We start from the raw sequence: 26,082 nt of genomic DNA on the forward strand, positions 1-26,082 counted from the left end.
ATTTGATCGCAATGATGGAGGAGCAAGTGATCAACAGACGGCAGATGTTATTGAATGGCGCCATGCTGGGCGCGGGTGCCATTGCATCGTTCTCAAATCTGGCAGCAGCCATCGCGCAGGAGACGCGGCTGCGGCTTTACTGGTGGGGCACACCCGATCGCCTGAAGCGAACGCAGGGTGTTTCCGAACTCTTTTCACAAAAGTACGCAGGCGTCACGGTCAATGCCGAAACGGCCGGTTCCGATTACTGGACCAAATTGACCACGATGATGGCTGGTGGAAATCTGCCGGATATTTTTCAGTTGGAGCCCGGCACATTTGCCGACTACGGACGCCGCAATGCCGCACTTCCGCTTGACCCCTATCTGGGCAAAACCATCCGCACAGATCGCCTGGCCCCAGGCGCACTGGATCTCGTTCGGGTTGACGGAAAGGTGAGGGGTATACCGATTGCGCTGAATGCCTGCGCAATGCTCTACGATACCGATGTCTTTTCAAAAGCAGGAATAAAGCCACCCTCTGACGATACGACGTGGGACGACTTTGCGAAAGACTGCATTGAACTTACAAAGTCCATTGGTAAGGACAATGTCTGGGCCGTGGGGAATTGCTCCCACTATAATTCCGTGTTTACCGCATGGCTCAAGCAACGCGATAAACTGATGTTCACGGAAGAAGGGCACTTGGGATTTACGGCTGATGACGCGACGGAGTGGTACGAATATTGGACCGCTCTGGCAAAGCAAGGCGGTTGTACACCCGCAGAAATCCAATCCATGGACAAGCGTCTCGTCGAAACCAACCCGTTGACGACGGGCAATGCGGTTATTGCCCTGACCTACTCCAATCTTCTTCCCGCCTACCAGGCTGTTTACAAGGGGCCACTTGAGATTGTTGCCCCGCCCATCAAAGACGCCAAGGCTCCGACCGGTCTGTTTTACCGGCCGGCGCTGATATGGAGCATTGCGACCACGAGCAAGAATCCTGACCTCGCGGCCGAGTTCCTCGACTTTTTTATCAACGGCATGGAAGCTGGTAAGGTGCTTGGCATCGAACGAGGTGTTCCGGTCAATCTTGATGTCCAGCAGGCCATCACTCCTGATATTAATGCGATAGCGAAGAAAACGGTCAATTTTATCAATGCAATTGCGGATCGTGTTGGCCCGTACCCGCCACCCATTCCATTGGGAGCAGCCGAGTTCGACACGCGGGCCTTCATGCCCGTTGCTCAGAAACTTGCCTTTGGCAGTCTAACACCCGCCGAAGCAGGGAAGGAATTGATCGCGCAGGGCAAGCGAATACTCAAAGGCTGAGAACCGGCATTCCGGATAGTCAAAGTGAAGAACGTGGTGCGAATCCACTCCGCGTTCTTCGGCAAGCACGCAATGGAACCCAGCAATGTCAGACATACACTTTCCGGCAAATGCCTTCCGACCGCTGAAAAACAATCCATTTTTGACGCGCGCAGACGTGGAGCGGGCCGTCGCGACAATTACGCGGCCCGTTGAGCATTTCCGCTCACAGGCAGGCGCACGTGTCAGATGCGGGATCGGAGCAGCGCATTTCGATCAGGCTTCCGCTGATCTGGAAGGTTTTTCCAGACTTCTTTGGGGGCTTGTTCCCGCACAGGTGGGCGGTGCCGACTGGATCGATTGGGATCCCATTGTTCGGGGGCTTGCCGCCGGAACGAACCCGCAGCACCCCGAATATTGGGGCGCTGTCCCCGATCGCAACCAGCGTCTTGTCGAACTGGCCGCCATTGGGTTTGCGCTTAGGCTGGTCCCCTCAAAAATATGGGATCCGCTTGATGAGGAAGCCAAGCGAAACGTAACCACCTATCTCGTCGCCGGGCACAGCCGCCCTTGTCATGATAATAACTGGAAATTCTTCCGCCTTCTCATGGGGATGGGGTTACGCGCGATTGGTGCTGACTACGATCAGGGCCTTGATGACGCCTATGAAGCCGAACTCGAAGCGTTCTATCTCGGTGACGGCTGGTACAGTGATGGTCCCATCCGGCGTGTAGACTACTATATTCCCTTTGCATTCCATTTCTACGGACTGATCCTGGCCACGCTTGACCATAAGCCCGCCTATGAGAGATACAGACAGCGCGCGCATCTGTTTGCATCGGATATCAGCCGCTGGTTTGCAGATGATGGCGCTGGCATCGTTTTTGGCCGTTCGCTGACCTATCGATTTGCGCCAGCCGGGTTTTTCGGTGCGCTGGCATTTGCAGGCGAAGAGGTTTTGCCGTGGGGCGTATTGAAGGGATTGTATCTCCGTCACCTCCGCTGGTGGGCTTCCCGGCCGATTGCCCATAGCGACGGCATACTTTCCATCGGATATGCCTATCCCGATCTGCTGATGTCGGAAAGTTACAATTCCCCTCAGTCGCCCTATTGGGCCCTGAAGGCCTTCCTGCCGCTGGCGCTGCCGGAAGATCATCCGTTCTGGTCCGCAGACGAAATGCCTTATCCGGTAACCAGTGCGCTTTCGGTCCAAAAGCACCCCGGTTTTGTCATTGCCAATCCGCCGGGAGACGCAATCGTCCTCTCTTCCGGCCAGCAATGTCTGCATATGCGCCACGGCGCTGAAAAATATGCCAAGTTCGCCTACTCCGCGCGCTACGGTTTCAGTGTCGAGAGCGATCAGGTGCGCTTTGATGAGGCGGTGCTCGACGGAATGATTGGCTTGTCCGACGATGGCAAGCATTTCAGAGTACGCGAGACAAACGAAACCGCGATGATCGCGGATGAAACGATATATGCAACCTGGCGGCCTTACCCCGATGTGCTTGTTCACACCTGGCTTTACTGGGACGGTCCATTTCATGTGCGGGTTCATCGGATCGAAACACCAAGGCCGTTCAAGGCAATAGAGGGCGGTTTCGCAGTCGCGCGCGGAGATGCGGATCAGGACATTACCAGCATCGAAAAAGGCCGTGCATCCATCCGGACGCTGAATGATATGTCGGCGATTATCGATCTGGGCTCGACGGTTGTTCGTTCTGCACGGCTGCACCTCGCGCCGCCCAATACAAATCTCGTTTCCGCGAAAACAACCGTGCCTCAGCTGCTTTGCGATATCCCGGCCGGCGAAAGCATATTGATGGCGGCGTTCATTGCCCAGGCGAATGGGCCATCGGTGGAGAAGGCGTTGGCCTCTGTACCCCAAAGGCCTGATATTGTGGCTTTACAAGCGCTGGTTGGAAAGGGTGTTCCGGTCACGATCATGAAGAACACACCCAGCCTCTAAGCGGACGATGCTCGCAGGAGTACATGAGTTCGAGCAAGGAAATGAGGCTGGATTCCCATGTTTTGTTCCATTCGGGTCCAGCCTGAATCTTTAAAGAACTCCCGCGATCTAACCTTGTGCGCCGAGTTTTGCAATCAGCGCGGCAAGGTCCGCAATGTCTCGTTCATTGCAATCGACCAATGGTGTGCGTACCCGCCCTGCCGAGCGTCCCACGATGGTTGCACCTGCCTTGACGATGCTGACGGCATAGCCGGGAACACGATTGCGAATGGCAATGTAAGGCAGGAAGAAATCACTGAGCAGGCGCACCGTCGTATTCTGATCGTTGTCGGTGACTGCCTTGTAGAAATCGAGAGCAGTACGGGGAATGAAGTTGAAAACGGCTGATGAATACACGTTGACGCCCATGGCCTTGTAGGCTTCCGCATAAACCTCTGCAGTCGGCAGACCACCAAGATAGGCAAAGCGGTCACCAAGGCGCCTGCGGATCGACACCATGTTCTCGATTTCGCCAATACCATCCTTGAAGCCGATCAGATTTGGGCATTTCTCCGCCAGCCGTTCCAGCGCATCGGCATTCAGTTTGCAGACATTGCGGTTGTAAACAATGACGCCAAGACCGGTCGCAGCGCACACTGCCTCCACATGGCGGCAAATGCCTTCGACGCTTGTTTCCGTGAGATAGTGAGGAAGCAGGAGCAGGCCTGCTGCGCCGTTCTTCTCGGCATTGCGCGCCATTTGCATTGCAATACGTGTTCCGTAGGCGGCCGTGGCTAGTATCGGCACTGTCTTTCCACACGCTGCGACGGCGGTGCGAACGACATTTTCATGCTCGTCCGGGGTTAGCGAAAACCCCTCTCCGGTTCCGCCGCCCACGAACAGCGCCGATGCGCCAAAGGGGGCAAGCCATTCCAGGCGTTCGGCATAGGCCGATGGCGCAAAATCATCATTGTCGTCGAAATCAGTGACAGGGAAAGAGAGAAGACCGGAACTGATTGTCTTCTTGAGTGTCTGGTAATCCATGAAAGCCTCGCGGGAAGTCAAAAGTTGATTAGGCCTAGCATCTCATATGTCATCATACAACTATAAAATTCTGACGCGTGCGTTTGTTGCCCGTCTGTTGGGTACGAAATCAGGGCAGCTTTTTGCCCGTTGTGGGTGCATTGGTGCGCAGCCGATCGCGGCTGCTGCCGAGATGAAGGCGCATGGCCGCACGCGCCCCTTCCACATCCTGTGCCTTGATTGACTGGTATATCTGGTCGTGCTCCCGGTTCACCCGTTCCAGATATTCCCGCTGGGGGAGGCCATTGATTTTGTGAGTCTGCAGGCGCGTCCTGGGTATCAGCATTTCTCCCAAGTAATTGAACATACTAAGAAAATGTCTGTTCTTCGTCGCAATCGCTATGGCGCGATGAAATTCCAGATCGGCCTGAACGGAGCTCTCCCCCTGTTCAATTGCCGCTTTCATCATATCGAGTGCATCCTTGATTCTGGCAAGTTCGGTCTCGTCACGACGCACGGCCGCCAGAGCTGCTGCCTCCAACTCGATGCTGATGCGCAGTTCCATGACACTGATAATTTCTTCGAGCAGTTCAAGATTGTCTTCTTCGATCCTGAAAGGCGCTGTCTGCAGATCCTTCAAGACGAAGGCGCCAATACCTTGCTGGGTATGAACCAGACCCTTTGCCTTCAGATTGGCGATGGCCTCGCGGACAACGGTCCGGCTGACATTGAACTCTCCGATCATCTCCTGCTCGGTTGGCAGGCGTTCTCCACGCCTGTATTGGCCGGACGTTATGCGGTCGGCAATAGCCTTAACCAATTGACCCGTAAGGGTTTCTCGCTTGCCAATACCTGACATGAGATTACTCCGCATTCCGTCCAGGCTCTTCGGAAAGAGGCTGGAACGCATTGAAATTGTCACCTTGGTCCGAGAGCCGAGGCGCGGCGATTAACAGAAATCTATTTGCAGCATAAGATATCATATATTCAACCCTCATCTGTATTCGGTCGGTTTCAGCCTTGGGAGCCCGAAGACATACAAAAAACGGCACTCCATTGGTTCCGTTGGCTATTACACGGTGCAGTTCGTACAAATTTAGCCTTGCCTGCTCGGAAAAACAATACTACGATGTCATACAACATAGAAAACGATGGCTGTAGGGGAGGAAACCATGCCGCATTTTCGTGCCTGTCTGACGGGGGCAGCCGTATTGATCGCTGCCGTGACAATCAATGTGGCCGAGGCCAGGACGCCGCAGGACCAGTTGGTTATCGGGATGAACATGGTGAACCTCACCACTCTCGACCCGCACAACGCGAATTCCTACGAATCCTATCACGTCATTGCTAATCTGTACGACACGCTTCTGCGCAGCGATCCCAATACACCGGGTAAGGTCGTGCCCGGTCTTGCCAAGTCCTGGACCGTGCTGCCGGACGGTACTCTTGAGTTTACGCTGGATGAAAGGGCCACATTCCAAAGTGGCCGCAAAATAACGGCAGCGGATGTTGCCTACTCGTTTCAACGTGCGGTCAAGCTGGGTCTGCTGGCCAGAGCCTATTACGCCAATTGGGGTTACGACGCAGCGAACGTGGACCAGAAATTCCGGGCAAAGGATGACAGGACCTTTGTTATGGAGGTCGCGACGCCGGTGGCACCGTCGCTCAAGCTGAATGCTCTCACGCGCGTTTACGGCGCAGTTCTCGACAGGGAAGTCATCGCCAAGCACGAGAAAGATGGCGACATGGGGCGTGGCTGGCTTGCGTCGAATGCTGCCGGTTCCGGGCCATTCACACTCAATCGCTGGAACCCGAACGATATTGTCGTGCTTTCCAGGTTTGATGCCTATTGGGGTGGTGAACCGAAGATGAAGCGCGTTCTCGTGCGCCACCTGCCGGAATCGCAGACAGAACGACTGCAGCTTGAAAAAGGTGATCTGGATGTCGGCTTCCAGTTGGTATCCGCTGATATCGATGGTTTGGCGAAGAACCCGAATATCGTGATTGATCGTCTTGTCGGGTCGGGCTTTTACTATCTGATCATGAGCACCAAGGATCCGGAATTTGCCAAGCCGGAAGTGCGCAGGGCTTTGCGCTACTGCATAAACTACAAGGACATCAACGATGTCGTCATGAAAAATTATGGCACGAGTGCCACGACATTCATCCCGGCTGATATTCCGGGCTACATCCCGGACATTGGCAATGTATACGATCCTGCCAAATGCAAGCAGGGACTGGCCGATGCGGGTTATGGCGAAGGCTTCAGCAAGCAACTGCTCTCGTTGAATTCCACTCCCTACGCCGATATGGCAACCGCGATCCAGCAGAACCTCGCGGTCGCGGGCATCAAGGTCGATATACTGACGGGCAATGGTGATCAAACCTATGGGCCGATGCGCGACCGAAAATTCCAGTTGGGTGTCGGGCGTACGGCGTCATCGGCGCAGACGGATGCCGATGGCTGGTTGCGAACACACGTCTACAATCCTGACAATAAGGACGATGCCAATCTTAGCAATCTTCAGGCCTGGCGTGCATCCTTTGAACTGCCCGATGTCAACAAGCTGATGGATGAAGCGCAAGCGATTACAGACAACGAGGCGAAGCGGGTTGAGCTTTACAAGCAGGCCTTGAAACTGTTCGAAGAATCCGCACCGCCCATCATCCCGATTTCACAGCGCGTCGATCCTTACGCAAAAAGTGCCCGGCTAAAAAATTATGTGGGTGATATTGGCTGGATGACCCGCTGGGATCGGGTCGAAAAGCAGGACTAAGATAGAAGGTCAGGGCGCCAGCGCATGGTCAATCAAGTGGAAACGGCAATCTCACCGGCAAAACGACGGCTGGGACTGCGAAAATACAGTCGATTTGGCGGTTCGCTTGCAAGCGTCCTCACCACGCTTTTTCTTTTGGTTCTTCTGACATTCATCATTGGACGCTTGATGCCGATTGACCCTGTTATCGCGGTGGTGGGTCCCGATGCTGACCAGGCAACCTATCTCAAGGTCAAACAGGAGCTCGGACTGAATCTGCCTGTTCTGCAGCAGTTCTGGATCTTCCTGAAAAACCTTTTGCATGGGAATTTCGGGACAACGCTGCTCACGGGCCGGCCGGTCATGGAGGATATCGCCCGGGTTCTTCCGGCAACCGTCGAACTGGCCACTGTAACCATTATTCTGGGCGCTGGTATCGGCATTCCGCTTGGTGTCTATGCGGCGGTAAACCGGGGAAGGTTTGCCGATCATGCGGTGCGGCTGATCGCGTTGCTTGGTCATTCCACACCGATTTTCTGGATCGGGATGGTTGGCCTGATGTTGTTTTATGCAAAGCTTGGCTGGGTTGGCGGATCAGGAAGACTGGATCTGTTTTACGAGGACATTGTTCCCAATGTGACGGGCTTTCTGCTGATCGACGCTTTGCTCGCTGGTGATATGGAAGTTTTCTGGAGCGCCGTTACGCATATCGTCCTGCCGGCATCTGTTCTTGCTTATGCTTCGATCGCTTATATCAGCCGCATCACGCGCAGCTTCATGCTGGAACAACTCAGCCAGGAATATGTCATCACGGCGCGAGCCAAAGGCGTGTCGCGGCGTGGCGTGATCTGGTTGCATGCGTTCAAGAACATCCGGGTTCAGCTTGTCACGGTTGTGGCCCTTTCCTACGGCGGTATGCTGGAAGGAGCGGTTCTGATCGAGACAGTCTTTGGCTGGCCGGGATTCGGCCAGTACCTTACCAATGCGCTTGTTATCGGGGACATGAACGTGGTCGTCGCCTGCACGCTCATCATCGGCTGCGTCTTCATCGCACTCAACGTAATTTCCGATCTGCTCTACAAGTTTTTTGACCCGAGGATCAAATGAGTACCGCAAGCAAGGGGCTGACTGCCTGGCTGACGACAGAAGAGCCAAACAGTGCCAGACACGCGACGCTGCAGAATATCTGGCGTGTATGGTCACGGTTTGCATCCAATCCGCTTGGTGTTGCTGGTCTCGTCATCATTCTGCTTCTGGTATTCGTGGCGGTCTTCGTGCCATGGCTTGCTCCCTATTCGCCGTTCGAACAGAATCTGCGCGAGACATTGATGGCGCCAAATGGCCAGCATCTCCTCGGCACCGATGAACTTGGCCGCGATATCTTGAGCCGCATCCTCTGGGGGAGCCGTATCACGCTTTCGATCGTTGCGATCGTCAGTGTCATCGTCGCACCCATTGGCCTCATCGTCGGGTGCCTCGCCGGCTATTATGGCGGTTGGCTTGATACTATCCTCATGCGTGTCACCGAGCTGTTCCTTTCCTTCCCAAGTCTGATCCTGGCGCTGGCCTTTGTTGCCGCCTTGGGGCCAAACCTGAACAATGCGATCATTGCCATTGCGCTCACCCAATGGCCGCCGATCGCCCGTCTGGCGCGTGCCGAGTCGCTGAGTCTGCGCAACCGGGATCATATTTCCGCGGTGCGCCTCATGGGAGCCTCCAGCTTGCACATCGTCATCGCCCATATCGCGCCGCTGTGTATTCCTTCGGTGATCGTCCGTATCACGCTGAACATGGCAGGTATCATTCTGACTGCGGCGGGCCTCGGTTTTCTTGGCCTCGGCGCACAGCCGCCAAGCCCCGAATGGGGAGCCATGGTTTCCACGGGCCGGCGTTTTATGCTGGATAGCTGGTGGGTTGGCACCATGCCGGGTCTGTCGATCCTCTTTGTCAGTCTGGCCTTCAATCTGGTTGGTGACGCCCTGCGCGATGCGCTTGATCCGAGACAGGAGTAAGTGCGATGACTGACACTCTTCTTTCAGTGCGTGACCTGAAAATCAGCTTCCATGGCGCATCAGGCACATTCGATGCGGTCCGCGGCGTATCTTTCGATCTTGGCCGCGAAAAACTCGGCATTGTTGGTGAATCCGGTTCAGGCAAGAGCATGACGGGCCGGGCTATCATGCGGTTGACACCGCCCGCCGCAATGGTGCGCGCAGAGCGTATACAACTTGGCGAGGTGAATATTCTCAGCGCTTCCGAAGCGACCATGAATGATATTCGGGGCCGCCGTATCGGTCTCATCATGCAGGACCCGAAATACTCGCTCAACCCGGTTGTAACTGTCGGAGAGCAGATCGCCGAGGCCTATCGTATCCACACACGATCGTCATCCGCGCAGGCGCGGGAAAGGGCCGTGGCTATGCTCGGTGCGGTGCAGATCCGTGAACCCGAACGGGTCTATCGCATGTATCCGCATGAAATGTCCGGTGGTATGGGGCAACGGATCATGATCGCCATGATGCTGGTTTCCGAACCTGAAATTCTCATCGCCGATGAGGCGACATCGGCGCTCGATGTCACGGTGCGGCTCGAGATTCTCAACCTTCTCAATGACATGGTGCAAAAGCGCGGTCTTGGTCTCATCTTCATCAGCCATGATCTCAATCTGGTCCGCCGCTTCTGCGACCGCGTCCTGATCATGTATCGCGGCAGGGTGGTTGAAACACTCAAAGCCTCTGACCTTGATCAGGCAACACACCCCTACACGAGAGGCCTGCTGGACGCGATGCCGCGCATTCATACGCCCCGCAAGCGTCTGCCGGTTCTTACGCGCGATGCGGCGTGGTAAATGGCATGAACACAGCAACACCAATTATCGAGATTGAAGATCTTACGGTCACGTTCGGTGTGGACGGCGATGAACGCCGCGCCGTGGACGGGGTGAGTTTTTCGGTCAACCGCGGCGAAACCTTTGGGCTTGTCGGCGAGTCCGGTTCGGGTAAATCGACGATCCTGCGGGCGATCACGGGGCTCGTTGCCAACGAGGCAAAAGTCATGCGTCTTGCTGGCGCTGACATCCGCAAGACGCGAGGCAAGGACTTCTATCGCAAGGTGCAGATGGTTTTTCAGGATCCTTATGAAGCCCTGCATCCGCGCCATACGGTGTGGCGGCAATTGATGGAACCGGCACGCATCCAGAATATTCAGGGTGCAGAGGCGCGAGGCCATGCGGCACTTGATGCCGTGGGTCTCAGCCGCAGCCTCTTGTGGCGCTATCCGCATCAGCTTTCCGGAGGACAGAGACAACGTGTTGCCATTGCACGGGCGCTGATGTCGGACCCCGAAATCCTGCTTCTCGATGAGCCGACATCGGCGCTCGACGTGTCGGTGCAGGCGGAAATACTCAATCTTCTCTGTGACCTGCAGGATGAACGCGGGCTGACCTATCTCATGGTCACGCACGACCTGGGCGTCGTCGCACACATGTGTAAACGCACGGCCGTCATGCAGGCAGGCGTCATTGTCGAAACCCTCGGCGTTGATGCACTTGTTCATGGGGGAGCGACGCAGGAATACACGAGAAAACTGATTGCAGCGAGCGAAGCCTACGGGGAAGACCCGCACGATGCTGCTCAGGCAAGGGCTTAACAGGAGTAAGGTATGTTTCTTGGGACACAATTTCGTGCGCGCGACGATGATGACTACCGTATCATGGCCCAGCTCGGTATCGAGCATGTATGTGCTGATCCGGACGGAAATCCGCATGACTGGACGCTTGATATTCTCAAGCGGCACCGCGATCGTCTTGCAGGTTTTGGCCTGACTCTGGATATGATCCAGCTGCCGCTGAGTTCGCACGTGATCGAGAAGCAGTACAGTCCCGATATTCTGTCCGCCGGCGCGGAACGCGATCGGCAGATCGACTCGATCTGTCGCCTGATCGAACGCACGGCTCAGGCCGGAATCCCCGCGGTGAAATACAATCTGAATATTATCGGTATCCCGCGAACGGAATTGGAAGCGGGTCGTGGCGGTTCGCGCAACGAGGCGTTCCGCTGGGACAAGGCCGACCATGATGCACCGCCAACCATAGCGGGTGTTGTCAACGAAGATGAGAACTGGGAACGGATCGACTACTTTCTGCAGCGGGTCATTCCAGTTGCCGAAGCGAACAAGGTACGGTTGGCCTGCCATCCGCACGATCCCTACACCCCACCCGGCTATCGCGGCGTGACCCGGGTTCTCGGCACGGTCGAAGGTCTGAAAAAATTCGTACTGCTGCGGGAAAATCCGTACCACGGGCTCAACTTCTGTCAGGGAACTGTCGGTGAGATGCTCGATAAGCCCGCCGATGAGATCTTTGATGTCATTCGTTGGTTCGGTACACGCGGCAAACTCTTCAATGTCCACTTCCGTAACATTCGCGGAGGCAAGCTTTCCTTTATGGAAACGTTCCCGGAAGAAGGCGATATGGACATGTGGAAGTCCCTCCAGACCTATGAGGAGGTGGGCTATCAGTACATGATCATGCCGGACCATGTCCCGCAGATTTCCGGGCGGGATCCAGAGAATACGGCTTTTGCGTTCAGTTACGGATACATTGCAGCACTCCTGCAAGTGCTCGGCAGCCGGGAGAACTGACCCATGTCTTCGCAAATGATCCGGGCTTACGACAATGCCAACCAATCAATACTCGCCGGAGATGAGCCGGCGAAACGCATTCATTTCAATCTGGTGAAACTTGGAGCGGGCCAGTCTCATACCTATCGCCTGCCGAATTTTGAAACGGCCATTGTTCCGTTGTCGGGCCGGTGTGACATCGACGTTGATACAACGACTTTCGAGGCGATTGGTGGCCGTAAAGGCGTATGGGATGGATTGGCGGACTCCGTTTATGCAGGCCCGGATGCCAAGGTAACGATCACTGCGCGTGAAGATTGCGAGATCGCTGTTGCTGGCGGTCGCTGGAGCGAGCCAATGCCGGCGTTTCGCATTCCGCCTGGCGATGTCGATATGGTCGACGTTGGTTCGAACGAGACAAAGTCGCGCCGTCGCATCTTCCATATTCTGGGTAACAGACAGGCTGATCGAGTCGGGCGGCTGCTCGTCAGTGAGCTCTATGCTGACGAAGGCTGCTGGTCCGGCTATCCGCCGCACAAGCATGATACCGACCAGCCAGGTGAGACTGCCCACGAGGAACTCTATCACTGGCGTTTCGAACCCCAGACCGGGTTTGGTACACAACTATGGTACGAGGAGGGGCAGGAGCCGCACGCGCATGTTACGCGTCATGGCGACACATTCGCTTTTTCGACCGGCTATCACCCTACGGCGACCTCACCGGGCCATGCATCCTATATTTTCACAATCCTTGTCGGCAAAACACAGCGCTCGCTTGTTCAGAACTTTGAGGAAAAGCACCGGCCGTTGATGGGAAAGATTCCGGGTATTGATGCCATGCGGGCAAAATTCCGTTGAACCCGCGTGTATAGACTATTCGAACGGCCTAACGATGTAGTCGATGCATGTGTGTGTAATGCGTGCTCATTAACGCAGGCAAAATCGAACTGATGCGAGTTTGACAAACGCTAGATAGTTGGTTGCGAGCTTGTCATATCTGCTTGCGACACGCCGACATTGCTTGATTCTTGCAATTTCGTTTCAGTGGAATGTTTGCCCATGCTCCCTGATCCAGTCCGCGTCATATCTGCAGTTATGTGCTATTCTCGCGACCATCAAATGGACGGCGGGGGAGTAATGTTGGAAACGGATAAGGTGTTTGCTGGCTCGATTCCGGAAAACTACGACCGCTATATGGTGCCGTTGATTTTCGAGCCATTCGCCGAGGATCTTGCGCAACGAGCAGCGTGCTTGTCTCCCAGCGCCGTTTTGGAAACCGCCGCGGGAACCGGGGTTGTCACCCGCGCACTGGCGCCAAAATTGTCTCCTGGCGCAAGCTATGTCGCAACCGACCTTAACCAGCCGATGCTTGACTGTGCCGCTTCGCGACAAACTCCCGACAGCTGCATCAAATGGCGTCAGGCTGATGCTCTGGCGCTACCGTTTGAAAATGCGGCCTTCGATCTCGTTTGTTGTCAGTTCGGCGCGATGTTCTTTCCCGATCGCTCATCTGCTTACCGTGAAGCAAAGCGGGTCCTGAAGCCTGGAGGACATTTTTTGTTCAACGTATGGGATCGCATCGAGGAGAATGTATTTGCGGATGACGTGACGAATGCTCTCGCAAAGCTTTTTCCGAACGATCCACCGCGCTTTCTGGCGCGCACGCCGCATGGCTACCACGATACGGCGCTGATCCGCCGCGAGCTGGAAGAAGCAGGTTTTTCCCGTGTGGTGATCGAGACCAGAGCCGAACAAAGCCGTGCATCTTCGCCGCGCCTTCCCGCGGTCGCTTATTGCCAGGGAACTCTCCTTCGCAACGAAATCGAGGCCAGAGACGCGGGAAAGCTGGAAGCTGCAACCGACTATGCCGCATCTGCGATTGCAGGCAAACATGGCAGCGGCGAGGTGGCTGCCAAAATTCAGGCACACGTAATCATGGCTGCCGTGATCTAGAGCTTTATGTATACGGAGCCGTTCTGCCGCTACGCAGCAACTGCGTTGCTTTCGGACTTAAACGGTTATCAATAGGACGTATGAGTACGCGCCCTAGTTTTTCGGCAGCTCGTCTTCGATCTGCGTGGAATGTACGTCGGCCGTAACGGCAGTTCACAGTCCGCATGGATGCACACCAATGCTTCTGGCTGCCTCTCATTTGAACCATTTGTTGTAGATTTTCTCATAGGCGCCGGTTTCAATGGATTGATGCAACCACTGATCGACAAAAGCCTTGAGACCGATGTCGCGCTGCACCCAATACGCTTTCTCGGCAAAATTGAACGGTTCATCGGGGTGTATGGCACACAGAACGCCGGAGTGCAGTTTCTCCTGATACCGGGTCTCTGACGCGTCGGTCATCATGAGATCGGCCCGCCCTGCAGCAACTTCGTCAAATATTTTCGTATTGTCGGGAAAAATGACAATCTTTGCCTGCTTGAGATTGGCGCGAGCAAATTTCTCGTTGGTGCCGCCTGGATTGGCGATGACCGTTGTCTGCGGGTTGTCGATATCCGCCAGCGTCTTGAATTTTTCCTTGTCGGCACAACGGGCTATCGGCGTCTTCCCCTCACGCATATAGGGAATGGAGAACAGCCCCGTCTTCTGCCGGTCGAATGTGATCGAAACACCGCCCATGGCAACATCGAATTTGCCTGCGTCGAAATCCTGCGCCAGTTGCGGCCACGTGGTGGGTACGATTTCGAGTTTTACACCAAGTGCGCTGGCGAGGCTCTCGGCCAGGTCAATGTCAAAGCCGGAGAATGAGCCGCTGGCAGGGTCCTTGTAGCTGAAGGGCTTGTAATCGCCGGTGGAACCGACCTTCAGGACACCAGTCTCAAGGATGGTATCCAGCCGGGAAACGGCCAGTGTGTCCTTGGAGAACGCCGATGGCAGATTGGCGAAAAGCAGACATATGCAGATAATGATGGGACGAAGCATTCAACTCACCTCATTTGACACTATGTTGGGTGGGCAATTGCGAGCGCAATTCAATGAATCTACGCAGACGCCTCAAAAAAGAAGCGTCCGACGACGTGATAGATCCTACAATGACCGCAAAACGATTAACTGGCCAGATACTTTCCACCACCGGTCGCGGCGACAAATGCGCGGCTCCGTGCTACTTGGCGTCATTCAGAGTTGGTGTTAAATACAAACCCAAGTGAGCAAATGCTGCTTCTGCACCGGCAGGGCATCATCGCGTTTCAGTTTGACACCTTCTCGTCTCGCCCGCTCGATGGGCTTAGTGGGACTCCACGATTGGGAGCGATTATGCGTGCAGTCTTTCTGGCCTTTGCTATCTTGGCCACCTGTTTCGTCTCGATGGCCTGGTCGAAGCCGACGGCGTTCCGCGCCGGTGTCACGCGGGTTACTATATCGGCGAATAACTCTTCGGACACATGGATATGGTATCCCACGGAGGCAGAAGAAGTTGCCTGGCACTCCGGCCCGTTTCCGATTGAAGCGAGTCGCGATGCACCGGTCGCCGCAGGCCCGTTTCCTGTGGTTTTGATCTCGCATGGGGGAGGAAAGACGGGAGGGACGCCGCTCCTGCTGCGTGATCTTTCGATATCCCTTGCACGTCACGGATTTATCGTTATCGCACCGGTGCATGGTAAAGCCGATATTTTCGGCCGGATGATTCAGGTCAAGGCCGCATTCGACACTGTGCTGGCTGATTCCCGTTTTCGTCAGCATGCCGTTTCCGACAAGGTAGGCATGGTTGGATTCTCGCTGGGTGGCGCGGTCTCGCTCGGTCTCGCGGGCGGTACACCCAATTTGAAACATCTGGTCAACTATTGTGCGACCCATGTTGACGATGTTCAGTCGTGCAATGCGGGTCCCCGCGGCGATGAGAGCCAGACATCACACCAGGACATACAACGATCGGTGTCTGGCCTTCCCTTGAAGGCCATTGTGCTGCTCGACCCTTTGAGTGTCCTGTATGATCAGGACGGTTTAAGAAACGTCAAAGCTCCGGTATTTCTCTTCCGGCCAAAACACAGCAAGTTGGGTGAAGAAAACACACGGGGTCTCGTGAAGCATCTGCCTGTGTCGCCGCCACTTCAATATGTGCCGGGTGGGCATTTTGTCTTCGCCGATATCTGTCCGCCGGCTTTGAAAGCCGAAGCGCCAGACGTATGCGAGGATGCGAAGGGCGTTGATCGTGCAGCGATCCATAGGGAAGTCGAGACGAAAGTCGCCGCGTTCTTCCGTGATAACCTATCATAGGATCAAAACCCTGATACGCTCCCATAACTCCGGTATATGGCAGATTGGCTGACATTCTTGTTGCATGTGTCTGACAGCAGGATTACATCGAAAAATGTCGGCGCAGTTTACTCCGATTGTGCTGACACCCACCCCAAGGGAAGGCTTTGGCCTTCACAACTTAGCCGGACCCTTTGGTCCGGCTCTTTTTTGAGTCGTTGCAACTGCAGAACTTTGGCGGCAGCAGTAGACGAATGTGGTATGGTATTGTTTCGGGTGGCGGCTATAATCAAACCCACAATACGGGTTCAATGAACAAGGGCAGGTGGTGACAGTATGATGAGGCGGTTCGGAGCAGTACTGGCAGTCCCATTCTTCCTGTGTAACCAAAGTTTTGCTCAAACCCCGTCCACGCTGCCAGGAGGTGCCTCTTCCATTCAGGAAACGTACCAGGATTGGCGGGTTTCCTGTGTGCAGCAGCAAGCCGAAAAGCGTTGCTCGTTTTCACAGCAGCAAACTCAGCAAAATGGCCAAATCATTCTAAGCATTGAGCTCACAACGGCCGATGCGAAAGGTGTTGGCGGCAATCTGGTGCTGCCTTTTGGCCTAGCACTCGCCTCGGGTGCGACATTGCAGGTCGATGAGGGCAAACCAGATACGACCATACCATTCAAAACGTGTTTTCCCGTGGGATGTGTTGTGCCTCTATCTTTCAGCGCAGAAAAACTGGCGGCCATAAGAAAAGGCAAACTTCTGAAAGTAAACGCGGTTGCAAGTGCCGATAACAAGCCACTCGTCCTCAATATTTCCCTGAAAGGCTTCGCCGAGGCCCAGGATCGTGTTGCGGTACTCGCAAAATAGCAGTCTCTGCGGCAGGGATAACACCTTCGGGAGCGAGCGAATCACGGACACCTCAAGCAAAGTATTCGCGAACCGGGTGCCTGACTCTATCGGCTGCGATCAGATCGTCACGACAATCTTGCCGAATTGTTCATTTGACTCGAGATAGCGATGCGCTTCGACGATCTGGTCGAACGGAAAGGTCTTGGCGATTTCCGGCTTGAGTGCGCCAGATATCAATCCATTGATGATAAAAGCCTTGGCAGCTTCCAGCCGCACGGGATCGCTGATGATCTCGTGCACAAGATAACCACGCAATGTCAGCATTTTGGAAAGCACAGCAAACAGCGGGAACGGTGTCGGTTCCGGACTGAGGCCGCCGTACTCGATGAGAATGCCTCCGCGTGACATCGCAGCTGTCAGAGGTCCGAATATCGGTCCGCCGATCGGGTCGAATACAACCCGCACGCCTGCGGGTCCGGTAAGATCCTTCAACCGGGCTTCCAGATCCTCTTCCGCAAAGGGAATGACATGGGCAGCGCCAAATTCCAGCAAGGCCTGCTTCTTGCTGGATGTCCGGGTTACCGCGATCGTTGTCGCTCCCACCATGTTGGCAATCTGGATGGCTGCGAGCCCGACACTGCTCGACGCCGCGGTGATCACAACGCAATCATCCTTGCGCAGCTTGGCCATGTCGATCAGAGCGCCGTAAGCGGTGAGATATTGCATCCAGACGGCGGCGGCGGCTTCCCAACTAAGCAATGCCGGGTGCTTGACCACGAGTCTGGCTGGAAATGTCATGAGCTCGCCATAGGTTGGCCAGCGGACCATGGATACTGGCGGTACGATACTGACGGCGTCGCCCGGCACCAAAGCCTGCACGTCTTTGCCGATGCTTTCGATAATACCTGCAGCTTCAAGTCCGAGACCAGAAGGCAAGGTTGGTGTTTCGATGTAATTCCCCGAACGCAACAGTGTCTCGGCCCGGTTCAGACCCAGTGCTTTGATACGGATTCGAATCTCATCGGGGCCAGGTTTCGGAACATCAATTTCTTCGATGCGCAGAACCTCGGGGCCTCCATACTCATGAAAGCGAACAACGCGAGCCATATCAATCACTCCAAAATAATTGAACTGAATAGGCTATGACACGCGGCAAGACACGGATAAATTGGGTGAAAGGAAGAACAGTAGAAACCAGGAGTTTCGAAAAGTGGATCGCCTTACCAGCATGAGTGTCTTTGTCAAATCAATTGACCTGGGTTCGTTTGCGGCTGCCGCCGAAGCGCTCGAAATCTCGGGCCCTATGGTTGGCAAGCACATCCGGTTTCTTGAAGAACGCCTGGGTGTGCGCCTCATCAACCGTACGACGCGTCGCCAGAGCCTGACAGATTTCGGGAGAGCATATTATGATCGCTGCCGGGCGATCCTCGCTGAGGCCGAGGCGGCCGATGCACTGGCAGCCGATCAACTTTCCGAACCACACGGCAGATTGCGTGTCACCATGCCTGTGCACTTCGGCCGGCGCTGCGTCACACCCGTTTTGCTCGAGTTGGCACAGCGCTATCCATCATTGGAACTGGACCTTTCATTGAGCGATCGTTTCGCGGATCTGGCGGAGGACGATTACGATCTGGCTATCCGGACCGGTGACCTGGATGACAAGGCCGGATTGATTGCGCGCCGCGTGGCGCGTCAGCGCATGATAGTCTGTGCGTCTCCGTCCTATCTGGATAGCCAGGGCGAGCCGCAGGAGATAGAAGAACTTGGCAGGCATAGTGCCATTATCTATCGCCGGTCCGGCCGTGTTCGACCCTGGCTATTTCCGCAAAAAGATCAATCCCCGATAGAGATCATGCCAGTTGGCCGGTTGCGACTGGACGATCTCGATGCAATGGCCGACGCCGCCATCGCGGGTATGGGACTTGCCTGGCTGCCATATTGGCTCGTTCGGGCTCGCATTCAGACCGGGGCACTTGTCCAATTGTTCCAAGGTCAACCGGAGTTCCCTTACGATGTTCACGCAGTGTGGCTGCAGACACCGCAATTGCCATTGAAGGTCCGTCTTGCTGTCGATGCGCTTGCGGCCGCATTGCCCAACTATATGAAGTGAGACGGGCGTAGCATTGCCGGATTACTTCTGATGCGTAATCGATATATCTGTGAGCAATTGATTGAGGAAGGTTTGGACGACTGCTGGCAGTACACGCCCTTCCATGGTTAAAATCTGCAGGACGCTGTCTGTCATCACGTCATCAGACACAGGAATGGCGATATACTCGCCGACTTCCACCCGGCCAGGCACGCGTATGGCACTGCTGAAATGGATGCAGCCCTCCGCATCCGCAAAACGGCGCAGCGCAGAAATGGAATTGGTGGACAGCACCGGATCGATCGTCAGCCCCTGCATGGCGAAAGCCGTGTCGATCAGGTGCCGCTGAGTCCGGTCTTTATCAGGCAGGGCAACGGCATAGGGCAGGGTTTCGGCCATCGTCACGCTCATGTGGCCCGCAAGCGGATGATGGCGTGGAATCAGCGCGTGCATTGGCCGGCGGATGATTTGTTCGATCTTGACACCGCGCGGCGGTGCATAATTGAATGTCGTGCCGATATCTGCCTCGCCATCGTGGATCAGGCGGACAATCTCTATTGAACTGCCGACCCAAAGATGGAAGCGCACCCCCGGATACTCTCTCCGGAACTTGGCTATCGCCTCGGGCAGAATATCGACGGCAAAACCCTCATAACTGGCAAGCCGTACGAAGCCTCGATGCGGCCCCTGCAATTCGCGGATATCGGTAATCACCCGCTCCGCATCGAGTGTGGTTCGACGGGCATGGGCGGCCAGTACTTCTCCTGCCGCGCTTGGAACCATTCCCCTTGGCCTTCGCTCGAAAAGTTCGACACCCAGTTCCCGCTCAAGTTTGGCTATCTGCCTGCTGATGGCCGAACCGGCAACATTCAGACGAACCGACGCATCGGCGATGGAGCCAGATCGGGCAACTTCCAGGAAATAGCGCAGCCCGGTGCTTTGCATGAGAGACCTTGCCTTGCCGTTTCGGCAATGATTTGTGCGAATTAAAGCGATTGTGGCATCAAACTGCTGTTGGTATCAACGAAAAAAACCGGAACTGCATGTATCCGGCACAGGGAACTACCAATTCAAAAACAGGAGGAAGCCATGACCGTCTTTTCGGCCGAGGCTGTTGCAGAGGCAACATCAACACGCCAGCATTTACACGCGAATCCGGAACTCAAGTACGAAGAACACGCAACCGCTGATCTGGTGGCAACGCGGCTGCGTGATCTGGGTTATGCGGTCACCACCGGCTTGGCGGAAACCGGGGTTGTTGCAGTGCTCGATACGGGACGTCCGGGCCCGACTATCGCATTTCGTGCCGACATGGATGCGTTGCCGATTGTTGAAGAAACGGGCCTGCTCTATGCCTCGCGCAATCCGGGCAAGATGCACGCGTGCGGGCATGACGGGCACACTGCATCGCTTCTGCTGGCGGCCAGGGGGCTCGCCGGAATTCATGACCGGCTCTGCGGTCAGGTGAAACTGCTGTTTCAGCCCGCCGAAGAGGGCGGCCTCGGTGCTGCCCGCATGATAGAAGCTGGGGCGCTGAACGGTGTCGACGCCATTTATGGTTATCACAATCGTCCGGGATATCCGCTCGGCCGCGTTTTCGCCAAGACTGGACCTGCCATGGGCGGCAGTACGCTCTATGACGTGACGATCTCTGGTAAAGGCGGGCATGCATCGCGGCCCGATCTGGCGATTGATCCGATTTTTGTCGGCACGGCGGTGGTGCAGGGGCTGCAGAGCGTTATCTCCCGGCGTCTGTCCCCCCTGGAATCAGGTGTTGTGACAGTGACCCAATTCCATGGTGGCAACAGTCACAACATTATTCCCGTGGCTGCAAAATTATCAATCAACACCCGTGACGGATCGCCGGCAGCTTACGAGCTCATAGACCGGGAGTTGCGCCGCGTTGTCGCACAGATTTGTGAGGCTCACGGTGCCGTTGCGACGGTTGAACAGCAGATGCGTATTCCGCCTGTTGTCAACAATGCGGACGAGACTGATTTCACGGTTGCTACGGCCATCGAGATCTACGGCGCGGATCAGGCAGGCAGGATAGATACCCTCCCGACGATGGGCGCCGAGGATTTCGCCTTCTATCTGGAGCGGGTGCCGGGTTGCTTCTTCTTTGTCGGTAATGGAGAAGATGGAGCCTACCTGCACCATCCGCTTTACAACTACCGTGACGAGATCCTGCCGGTCGCTGCCGGAATGTTTCTCGCCATTGCCGAACGCCGTCTTGGTCACGCTGTTTCCAACTAGCCGTTTAAGGGTATCCAGATCCATGCAACGTTTGCTCAATGTCATTGAACGGGCCGGCAACCGGCTTCCCCATCCCTTTATTCTATTTCTGATCCTCTGCGTTGTTGTTGCTGTTGTCTCCTGGCTGATGGCTCTCAACGGCGCCGCCGGGGTCAATCCGAAAACCGGTAAGGAAATCTTTGTCCAGAGCCTGATTTCCGGAGATGGGCTTGTTTTCGCCCTGACTTCACTGGCCAAGAACTACATCAATTTCCCGCCGCTCGGCGTGATTCTGGTCATCATGCTGGCTATTGGCGTTGCCGATCGCGCTGGCCTGATCGCCAGCCTGATGCAGGTCAGCGTCATGAAGGCTCCAAGGCATTTGACCACTTTTGTCATCTTCCTTGTGGGCATGTGCAGCCACGTTGCATCCGATGCAGCCTATATCGTCCTGATCCCTCTTTCCGCGATGATTTTTCAGGCTGTCGGCCGCAATCCCCTGGTGGGCGCGGTTACCGGCTATGTGGCGGTAGGCGCCGGCTATGATGCCAGCCTGTTGATTACGCCGGTCGATGTCATTCTCTCTGGTATTACCACCAGCGCGGCGCACACGATTGATGCGAAGGCCTACGTTTCACCGCTCGACAACTACTATTTCATTGCCTGTTCTGCTTTGCTGCTGTCGATTGTGGGAACCTTGGTCATCGAACGCATCGTGGAGCCGATGGCCGGGAAATACACGGGTGATGTCGCGTTGGATCTGCAGCCGATAGGCGAGGTGGAAACACGCGGCCTGAAGCGTGTCGGTTGGGCAGCACTGGCTTTTGCTGCGGTCATTGTAGTGGCTGTGCTGCCTGCCGGATCACCCTTGCGCAATGAAACGGGTGGACTGGTGCCTTCGCCGCTGCTGGAGAGTGTCGTAGCCATTCTGGCGGCTTTCTTCCTGCTGCTTGGCTGGATCTATGGTGTGGCTGTCGGCAAGATCAAAAGCGCGCGCGACGGCATTGGCTTCATGACCGACTCGGTGAAGGAACTGGCACCGACGCTGGTGCTGTTCTTCGCCATCTCGCAGTTCCTGGCGTGGTTCAAATGGACCAACCTTGGCGAGTGGATTGCCATCAGCGGTTCGCATCTGCTTGATGCCAGCGGCTTCGGCGGCACGCCGCTTGTTCTTGCATTCATCCTGCTGGCGACCATCATGAGCATCTTCATCACATCAGGCTCGGCCCAGTGGTCGCTCATGGCGCCGATTTTCGTTCCGATGATGATGCTCGTCGGAATGGAGCCGGCATTGGTGCAGGCGGCCTTCCGTATCTCGGATTCAGCCACCAATGTCATCTCGCCGATGAGTCCCTATTTTGCGGTGTGCCTCGCGTTTTTGCAGCGCTATCGAAAGGATGTCGGCATCGGAACGCTTGCGGCAATGACCTTGCCGATCTCGGTCGGCTTCCTCGTTGCCTGGACAGCCTTTCTCGTGTTTTGGATCGAAGTCGGACTCCCGCTGGCACCGGGGGTTGGGTTGTTTCTGAAATAAGCAGACATCACTGTCGTCATCCCAGCCTTGGCCGCAAAATGCGGCATGGAGGCTGGGATGACTGTTCTGAAAGAGTGGCGCCACCGAGGCTGCCAAAAGCCTGTTGCCTGCTATTTTGCAGTATTTGCAAAAAAAATTCAGTACCATTGTCGAAATCGCGGCAGTTCAAACGTCCTTAGATTCAAGGGGCACACGATCGCACAGGTCTATGTGCTCTCTTTGATCAATGTAATGAGGAGTTGCATGAACATGAGCATTTCCTATCGTTGGATTATCGTTGCTGCCGGCGCCTTGATGACATGCGTTGCTCTCGGAGCAATGTTCTCGCTGGCAATCTTTCAGGAGCCGATCGCGTCGGATACCGGCTGGTCACACGTCGGTATCTCCAGCGCGATGACCCTCAACTTCATCGTCATGGGGATTGGCGGTTTCCTGTGGGGCGCCGCAAGTGATCGCTTTGGTCCCCGCATTGTTGTTCTCATCGGGGCAGTCCTGCTGGGGCTTGCGCTTGTGCTGGCAAGCCGCGCCAGTTCGCTTCTGCAGTTTCAATTGACCTATGGCATCCTTGTTGGTCTGGCCGCGAGCACATTCTTTGCACCTATGATTGCGGCTACGACTGCTTGGTTTGATACGAACAGAAGCCTGGCAGTCTCCCTCGTATCGGCCGGTATGGGCGTTGCGCCAATGACCATTTCCCCGTTCGCGCGCTGGCTCATTACTGCGTATGACTGGCGAACCGCCATGTTCATCATCGGTGTTTCGGCCTGGGTGCTGCTTTTGCCCGCGGCACTGCTTGTGCGCCGGGCGCCGGCAGAAGTTGACGATCCCGGGATTGCCTCCTCTTCAGGGAATGTGACACCTTCGCTGTCCAGCGTGTTCCGGTCGCCGCAATTTCTCGTCCTAGGCTTTACGTTCTTCGCCTGTTGTGCCGCCCATTCCGGACCGATCTTCCACATGGTGAGTTACGCCACCATCTGCGGCATTGCTCCGATGGCTGCCGTCAGCATCTACAGCGTCGAGGGACTGGCCGGTCTTGGGGGACGCCTGCTCTATGGCGGACTTGCTGACAGGATTGGTGTGAAACCTGTTCTGATTGCAGGGCTGCTCGTACAGGCGGTCGCCCTTTCCGCATATCTGTTTGTCAGCCAGCTGGGCGAGTTCTATACCCTCGCGGTTATTTTTGGCAGCGCCTACGGCGGCGTAATGCCCCTCTATGCGGTATTGGCCCGAGAGTATTTCGGCCCTCGTATCATAGGGACGGTGTTTGGCGCTGCAACAATGCTCTCCAGTATCGGCATGGCATTCGGACCGCTTATCGGTGGCTGGATATTTGACACGTTCCACAATTATTCGTGGCTGTTCATCGGATCGGCGCTGGTTGGGCTTGGAGCGGCGGCTATCGCACTTGCATTTCCGTCGCTGCCTCAAAAGAACAAGCTAGCGTTTGACGCTCCATCATGACGATCAGACGCCGGTAAACATGCGAACTGTTCTTGAGTATGTCCGGCCGACACGAATTTCGCTGCCGTCGGCCAAAACCGCAATCAATGCCGAGAAGGGCGCTTGCTTCAATCTGGCAATGCAGCTCCGGCGCACAATCGCCCCGCGATGAATGCGCATGAATTCGGTGGGATCAAGCCGTCGTTCCATCGATGCGAGGCTTTCATGGTGGAGAAAATATCGATCGCTGGTGTGAATGCGGACGTAATCCCGGTCCGCTTCGATCCAGTTTATCTTGTCCAGCGGAAGCCGGATGGCGTCGCCTTGGTGCTTGAGCCAAAGATCAGTCTGCCGCGCCTGGTCTTTGCGCAAGGCCAGGCGCAAGGCAAGAATTGTTTCCTGAAGTTCTTCGACACGTTCGACACCATTGCGTGCCTCCACGGCCAGACGGGCGCGAGCCAAAGCGGAATGCAACCGGGATGGCTCAATGGGTTTGGTAACATAATCAACGGCGCTTGCGTCGAAAGCCCGAAGGGCGTGGTGATCAAATGCTGTCACTAAGATAACAACAGGCACATCTTTTCCCAGTTGGTCCAGCACATCGAACCCGCTGCCGCCTGGCATCTGAATATCGAGCAGCATGATATCGGGCGATAATTCCCTGGCACGGCTGTAAGCCTGACGGACGTCGCCAGCCTCTCCTATTGTGCGAAATCCCTGCACGGCTTCCAGCATGCGAACCAGCCGCCGGCGCGCCAATGGTTCATCGTCAACGATAAGTACCGAGAGGTCCTTCATGCGAGCCTCAAAGGCATTGTCAGGGAGGCTTTGAAACGGCTTGGGGTGATATATCCTGCTATACATGAACCTGCACCCGGAAAGCGTGTTTCCATGCGATGGGCCACGTTTTTCAGGCCGATACCCATACCTTGCATCCGGCGCGGGTTCGGCGCATCAGAGACATCATTCTCGACGGAGAGGTTCAAGACTTCGCCAACGCGACCGGCAGTGATCAGAATCTCGACCATGCCGGGCTTGCCGCTGACGCCATGCTTGACGGCATTTTCGATGAGCGGCTGAAGGATGAGGCTAGGCACGAGCGCATTCTCCAGCTCCTGTGCCACATCGACACGTACCCTCATGCGATCCGAAAAGCGTTCACCCTCGATATTCAAATAGCCGGTTTGCAATGTCAGCTCTTCAGCCAGTCTTACGTCATTGACGGGATCAAGCTCGAGGGTGGTACGCAAGAACGAGGAAAGGGACAAGACCATGCGACCTGCGCCCGCCGTATTTCCTTCTTCAACGAGGCCTGCAATCGAATTGAGCGTGTTGAAAAGGAAATGTGGGTTTACCTGATAGCGCAGCGCCCGCATCTGGGCTGACAGGGCCTCCTCACGAGACGCTGCCAGTCGCCGCTCGTTTTCCCTTATTTCGAAACTATAAAGCAGGGCGACGAAGAGGCAGGACCAGCCGAGAAAAACGGACATGCCATAAACAAGTGTGTATCCAAAGTTGGTCCAGTTGAACTCGGCCGTTTGAGGCAACATATAGATGGAGTAGATGATGAAATCGATGTAGGCGTTGATCACTGCTGCAACGAGGGCCAAAGTGAAACAGGTTATGATTTTGACCGCCAGATGCACATTGTGCAGCCGGTAGATGATGAATGAAATCGCGAACGTCATGCCGATGCTGAACAGCATCAAAACGAGTTTGCCTATAGCTGATTCGAGGGGGTCGACGCCGAGAATTCCCCACAATATGCTGCTTATGATGAACTCGGTTGACCAGTAAAAAATACCCAGCCAAAGCGTGGCACGGCGTATGTTGGCACCATAGAACCCGCCATCTGACTGCTTTGCATCGCTCACTTGTCCCATATGCTCTTTATCTTCTAACGCGTCCTCTCTGTCGAGAACCACTCGTCGATCAAAACCAGCAGTTCGTAGAAAAGCCAAGCGCTTCGTCCGGCGACGATGTCGTTCGTAGAAAGGTGAATTCCTCGGGTTTTGGGTTTGCTGTAGCGCTTTGTGTGTGGTGCTATCTCGCGCCAATACGAAGGGCATTTCAGCTCTTGATAGAAGCCCCATTGCCTG

The 26,082-nt window shown here is 55.5% G+C and carries 23 protein-coding genes and 1 pseudogene; 16 read left to right on the forward strand and 8 right to left on the reverse strand.

The features are described from left to right. Positions 1–26 precede the first annotated feature (26 nt). Entirely contained in the window at positions 27–1,313 is a 1,287-nt protein-coding gene (locus FHW16_RS16490) for an extracellular solute-binding protein (protein WP_182550325.1), read from the forward strand. Positions 1,314–1,398: 85 nt separating this feature from the next. Continuing rightward, the gene (locus FHW16_RS16495) at positions 1,399–3,258 is read left to right on the forward strand and encodes a DUF2264 domain-containing protein (protein ID WP_182550326.1); all 1,860 of its coding nucleotides are present in this window, start codon (positions 1,399–1,401) and stop codon (positions 3,256–3,258) included. Positions 3,259–3,366: 108 nt separating this feature from the next. On the opposite strand, the gene kdgD is transcribed toward FHW16_RS16495, so the two are convergent. Beyond that, positions 3,367–4,281: a 5-dehydro-4-deoxyglucarate dehydratase gene (kdgD, locus tag FHW16_RS16500; protein WP_182550327.1), complete on the reverse strand. Its 915-nt coding sequence runs from the start codon at positions 4,279–4,281 to the stop codon at positions 3,367–3,369. Positions 4,282–4,390: 109 nt separating this feature from the next. Further along, positions 4,391–5,119 (reverse strand): FadR/GntR family transcriptional regulator, encoded by a 729-nt coding sequence (locus tag FHW16_RS16505; RefSeq protein ID WP_182550328.1) that lies wholly within the window; start codon positions 5,117–5,119, stop codon positions 4,391–4,393. A 313-nt stretch (positions 5,120–5,432) separates the two neighbouring features. Here FHW16_RS16505 and FHW16_RS16510 point away from each other — a divergent pair, with 313 nt between their 5' ends. From FHW16_RS16510 to FHW16_RS16540, 7 genes are read left to right on the forward strand one after another with little or no spacing between them, the layout of a single operon-like run. Continuing rightward, positions 5,433–7,037, forward strand: coding sequence for an ABC transporter substrate-binding protein (locus FHW16_RS16510; protein WP_182550329.1), 1,605 nt, complete (start codon positions 5,433–5,435; stop codon positions 7,035–7,037). Between the two features lie 24 nt (positions 7,038–7,061). Next, positions 7,062–8,123: an ABC transporter permease gene (locus FHW16_RS16515; protein ID WP_182550330.1), complete on the forward strand. Its 1,062-nt coding sequence runs from the start codon at positions 7,062–7,064 to the stop codon at positions 8,121–8,123. Continuing rightward, positions 8,120–9,028, forward strand: coding sequence for an ABC transporter permease (locus FHW16_RS16520; RefSeq protein ID WP_182550331.1), 909 nt, complete (start codon positions 8,120–8,122; stop codon positions 9,026–9,028). Before FHW16_RS16515 ends, FHW16_RS16520 begins: the two co-directional genes overlap by 4 nt. A gap of 5 nt (positions 9,029–9,033) precedes the next feature. Continuing rightward, entirely contained in the window at positions 9,034–9,864 is an 831-nt protein-coding gene (locus tag FHW16_RS16525) for an ABC transporter ATP-binding protein (RefSeq protein WP_182550332.1), read from the forward strand. A 5-nt stretch (positions 9,865–9,869) separates the two neighbouring features. After that, complete coding sequence (locus FHW16_RS16530) at positions 9,870–10,664, forward strand: ABC transporter ATP-binding protein (RefSeq protein ID WP_182550333.1); 795 nt, start codon at positions 9,870–9,872, stop codon at positions 10,662–10,664. Positions 10,665–10,676: 12 nt separating this feature from the next. Beyond that, on the forward strand, positions 10,677–11,657 hold the full coding sequence (locus FHW16_RS16535; RefSeq protein WP_182550334.1) for a mannonate dehydratase: 981 nt from the start codon (positions 10,677–10,679) through the stop codon (positions 11,655–11,657). A gap of 3 nt (positions 11,658–11,660) precedes the next feature. After that, positions 11,661–12,494, forward strand: coding sequence for a 5-deoxy-glucuronate isomerase (locus tag FHW16_RS16540; RefSeq protein ID WP_182550335.1), 834 nt, complete (start codon positions 11,661–11,663; stop codon positions 12,492–12,494). A gap of 69 nt (positions 12,495–12,563) precedes the next feature. Here the strand turns inward: FHW16_RS16540 and FHW16_RS16545 are convergent. Next, positions 12,564–12,665 (reverse strand): annotated as a pseudogene (locus FHW16_RS16545) (IS5/IS1182 family transposase); the annotation flags it as partial. Between the two features lie 108 nt (positions 12,666–12,773). Here FHW16_RS16545 and FHW16_RS16550 point away from each other — a divergent pair. Further along, positions 12,774–13,589 (forward strand): class I SAM-dependent methyltransferase, encoded by an 816-nt coding sequence (locus tag FHW16_RS16550; protein ID WP_182550336.1) that lies wholly within the window; start codon positions 12,774–12,776, stop codon positions 13,587–13,589. Positions 13,590–13,784: 195 nt separating this feature from the next. Here FHW16_RS16550 and FHW16_RS16555 read toward each other — a convergent pair whose 3' ends face one another. Next, positions 13,785–14,570, reverse strand: coding sequence for a transporter substrate-binding domain-containing protein (locus FHW16_RS16555; RefSeq protein WP_182550337.1), 786 nt, complete (start codon positions 14,568–14,570; stop codon positions 13,785–13,787). 333 nt (positions 14,571–14,903) lie between these two features. Between FHW16_RS16555 and FHW16_RS16560 the strand changes: the two genes are divergently transcribed. Beyond that, entirely contained in the window at positions 14,904–15,863 is a 960-nt protein-coding gene (locus FHW16_RS16560) for an alpha/beta hydrolase family protein (protein WP_182550338.1), read from the forward strand. Between the two features lie 315 nt (positions 15,864–16,178). Then, a complete protein-coding gene (locus tag FHW16_RS16565; protein ID WP_182550339.1) occupies positions 16,179–16,703 on the forward strand; it encodes an invasion associated locus B family protein in 525 nt (174 codons plus the stop codon). A gap of 99 nt (positions 16,704–16,802) precedes the next feature. On the opposite strand, the gene FHW16_RS16570 is transcribed toward FHW16_RS16565, so the two are convergent. After that, the gene (locus FHW16_RS16570; RefSeq protein WP_182550340.1) at positions 16,803–17,792 is read right to left on the reverse strand and encodes a zinc-dependent alcohol dehydrogenase family protein; all 990 of its coding nucleotides are present in this window, start codon (positions 17,790–17,792) and stop codon (positions 16,803–16,805) included. Positions 17,793–17,895: 103 nt separating this feature from the next. Here FHW16_RS16570 and FHW16_RS16575 point away from each other — a divergent pair, with 103 nt between their 5' ends. After that, complete coding sequence (locus FHW16_RS16575) at positions 17,896–18,795, forward strand: LysR substrate-binding domain-containing protein (protein WP_182550341.1); 900 nt, start codon at positions 17,896–17,898, stop codon at positions 18,793–18,795. A gap of 21 nt (positions 18,796–18,816) precedes the next feature. Here FHW16_RS16575 and FHW16_RS16580 read toward each other — a convergent pair whose 3' ends face one another. Beyond that, positions 18,817–19,719 (reverse strand): LysR family transcriptional regulator, encoded by a 903-nt coding sequence (locus FHW16_RS16580; RefSeq protein WP_182550342.1) that lies wholly within the window; start codon positions 19,717–19,719, stop codon positions 18,817–18,819. Positions 19,720–19,863: 144 nt separating this feature from the next. Here FHW16_RS16580 and FHW16_RS16585 point away from each other — a divergent pair, with 144 nt between their 5' ends. From FHW16_RS16585 to FHW16_RS16595, 3 genes are all read left to right on the forward strand, one after another. Further along, entirely contained in the window at positions 19,864–21,030 is a 1,167-nt protein-coding gene (locus FHW16_RS16585; RefSeq protein WP_182550343.1) for a M20 metallopeptidase family protein, read from the forward strand. A 22-nt stretch (positions 21,031–21,052) separates the two neighbouring features. After that, positions 21,053–22,543 (forward strand): AbgT family transporter, encoded by a 1,491-nt coding sequence (locus tag FHW16_RS16590; RefSeq protein WP_182550344.1) that lies wholly within the window; start codon positions 21,053–21,055, stop codon positions 22,541–22,543. 249 nt (positions 22,544–22,792) lie between these two features. Further along, on the forward strand, positions 22,793–24,004 hold the full coding sequence (locus tag FHW16_RS16595) for an MFS transporter (RefSeq protein ID WP_182550345.1): 1,212 nt from the start codon (positions 22,793–22,795) through the stop codon (positions 24,002–24,004). A 3-nt stretch (positions 24,005–24,007) separates the two neighbouring features. Here FHW16_RS16595 and FHW16_RS16600 read toward each other — a convergent pair whose 3' ends face one another. Continuing rightward, positions 24,008–24,781 (reverse strand): LytR/AlgR family response regulator transcription factor, encoded by a 774-nt coding sequence (locus FHW16_RS16600; protein ID WP_182550346.1) that lies wholly within the window; start codon positions 24,779–24,781, stop codon positions 24,008–24,010. Then, positions 24,778–26,076 (reverse strand): sensor histidine kinase, encoded by a 1,299-nt coding sequence (locus FHW16_RS16605; RefSeq protein WP_246711811.1) that lies wholly within the window; start codon positions 26,074–26,076, stop codon positions 24,778–24,780. Before FHW16_RS16605 ends, FHW16_RS16600 begins: the two co-directional genes overlap by 4 nt. Positions 26,077–26,082: the final 6 nt, after the last annotated feature.

It is taken from the genome of Phyllobacterium myrsinacearum (assembly GCF_014138285.1).
Lineage (GTDB): Bacteria > Pseudomonadota > Alphaproteobacteria > Rhizobiales > Rhizobiaceae > Phyllobacterium > Phyllobacterium myrsinacearum_A.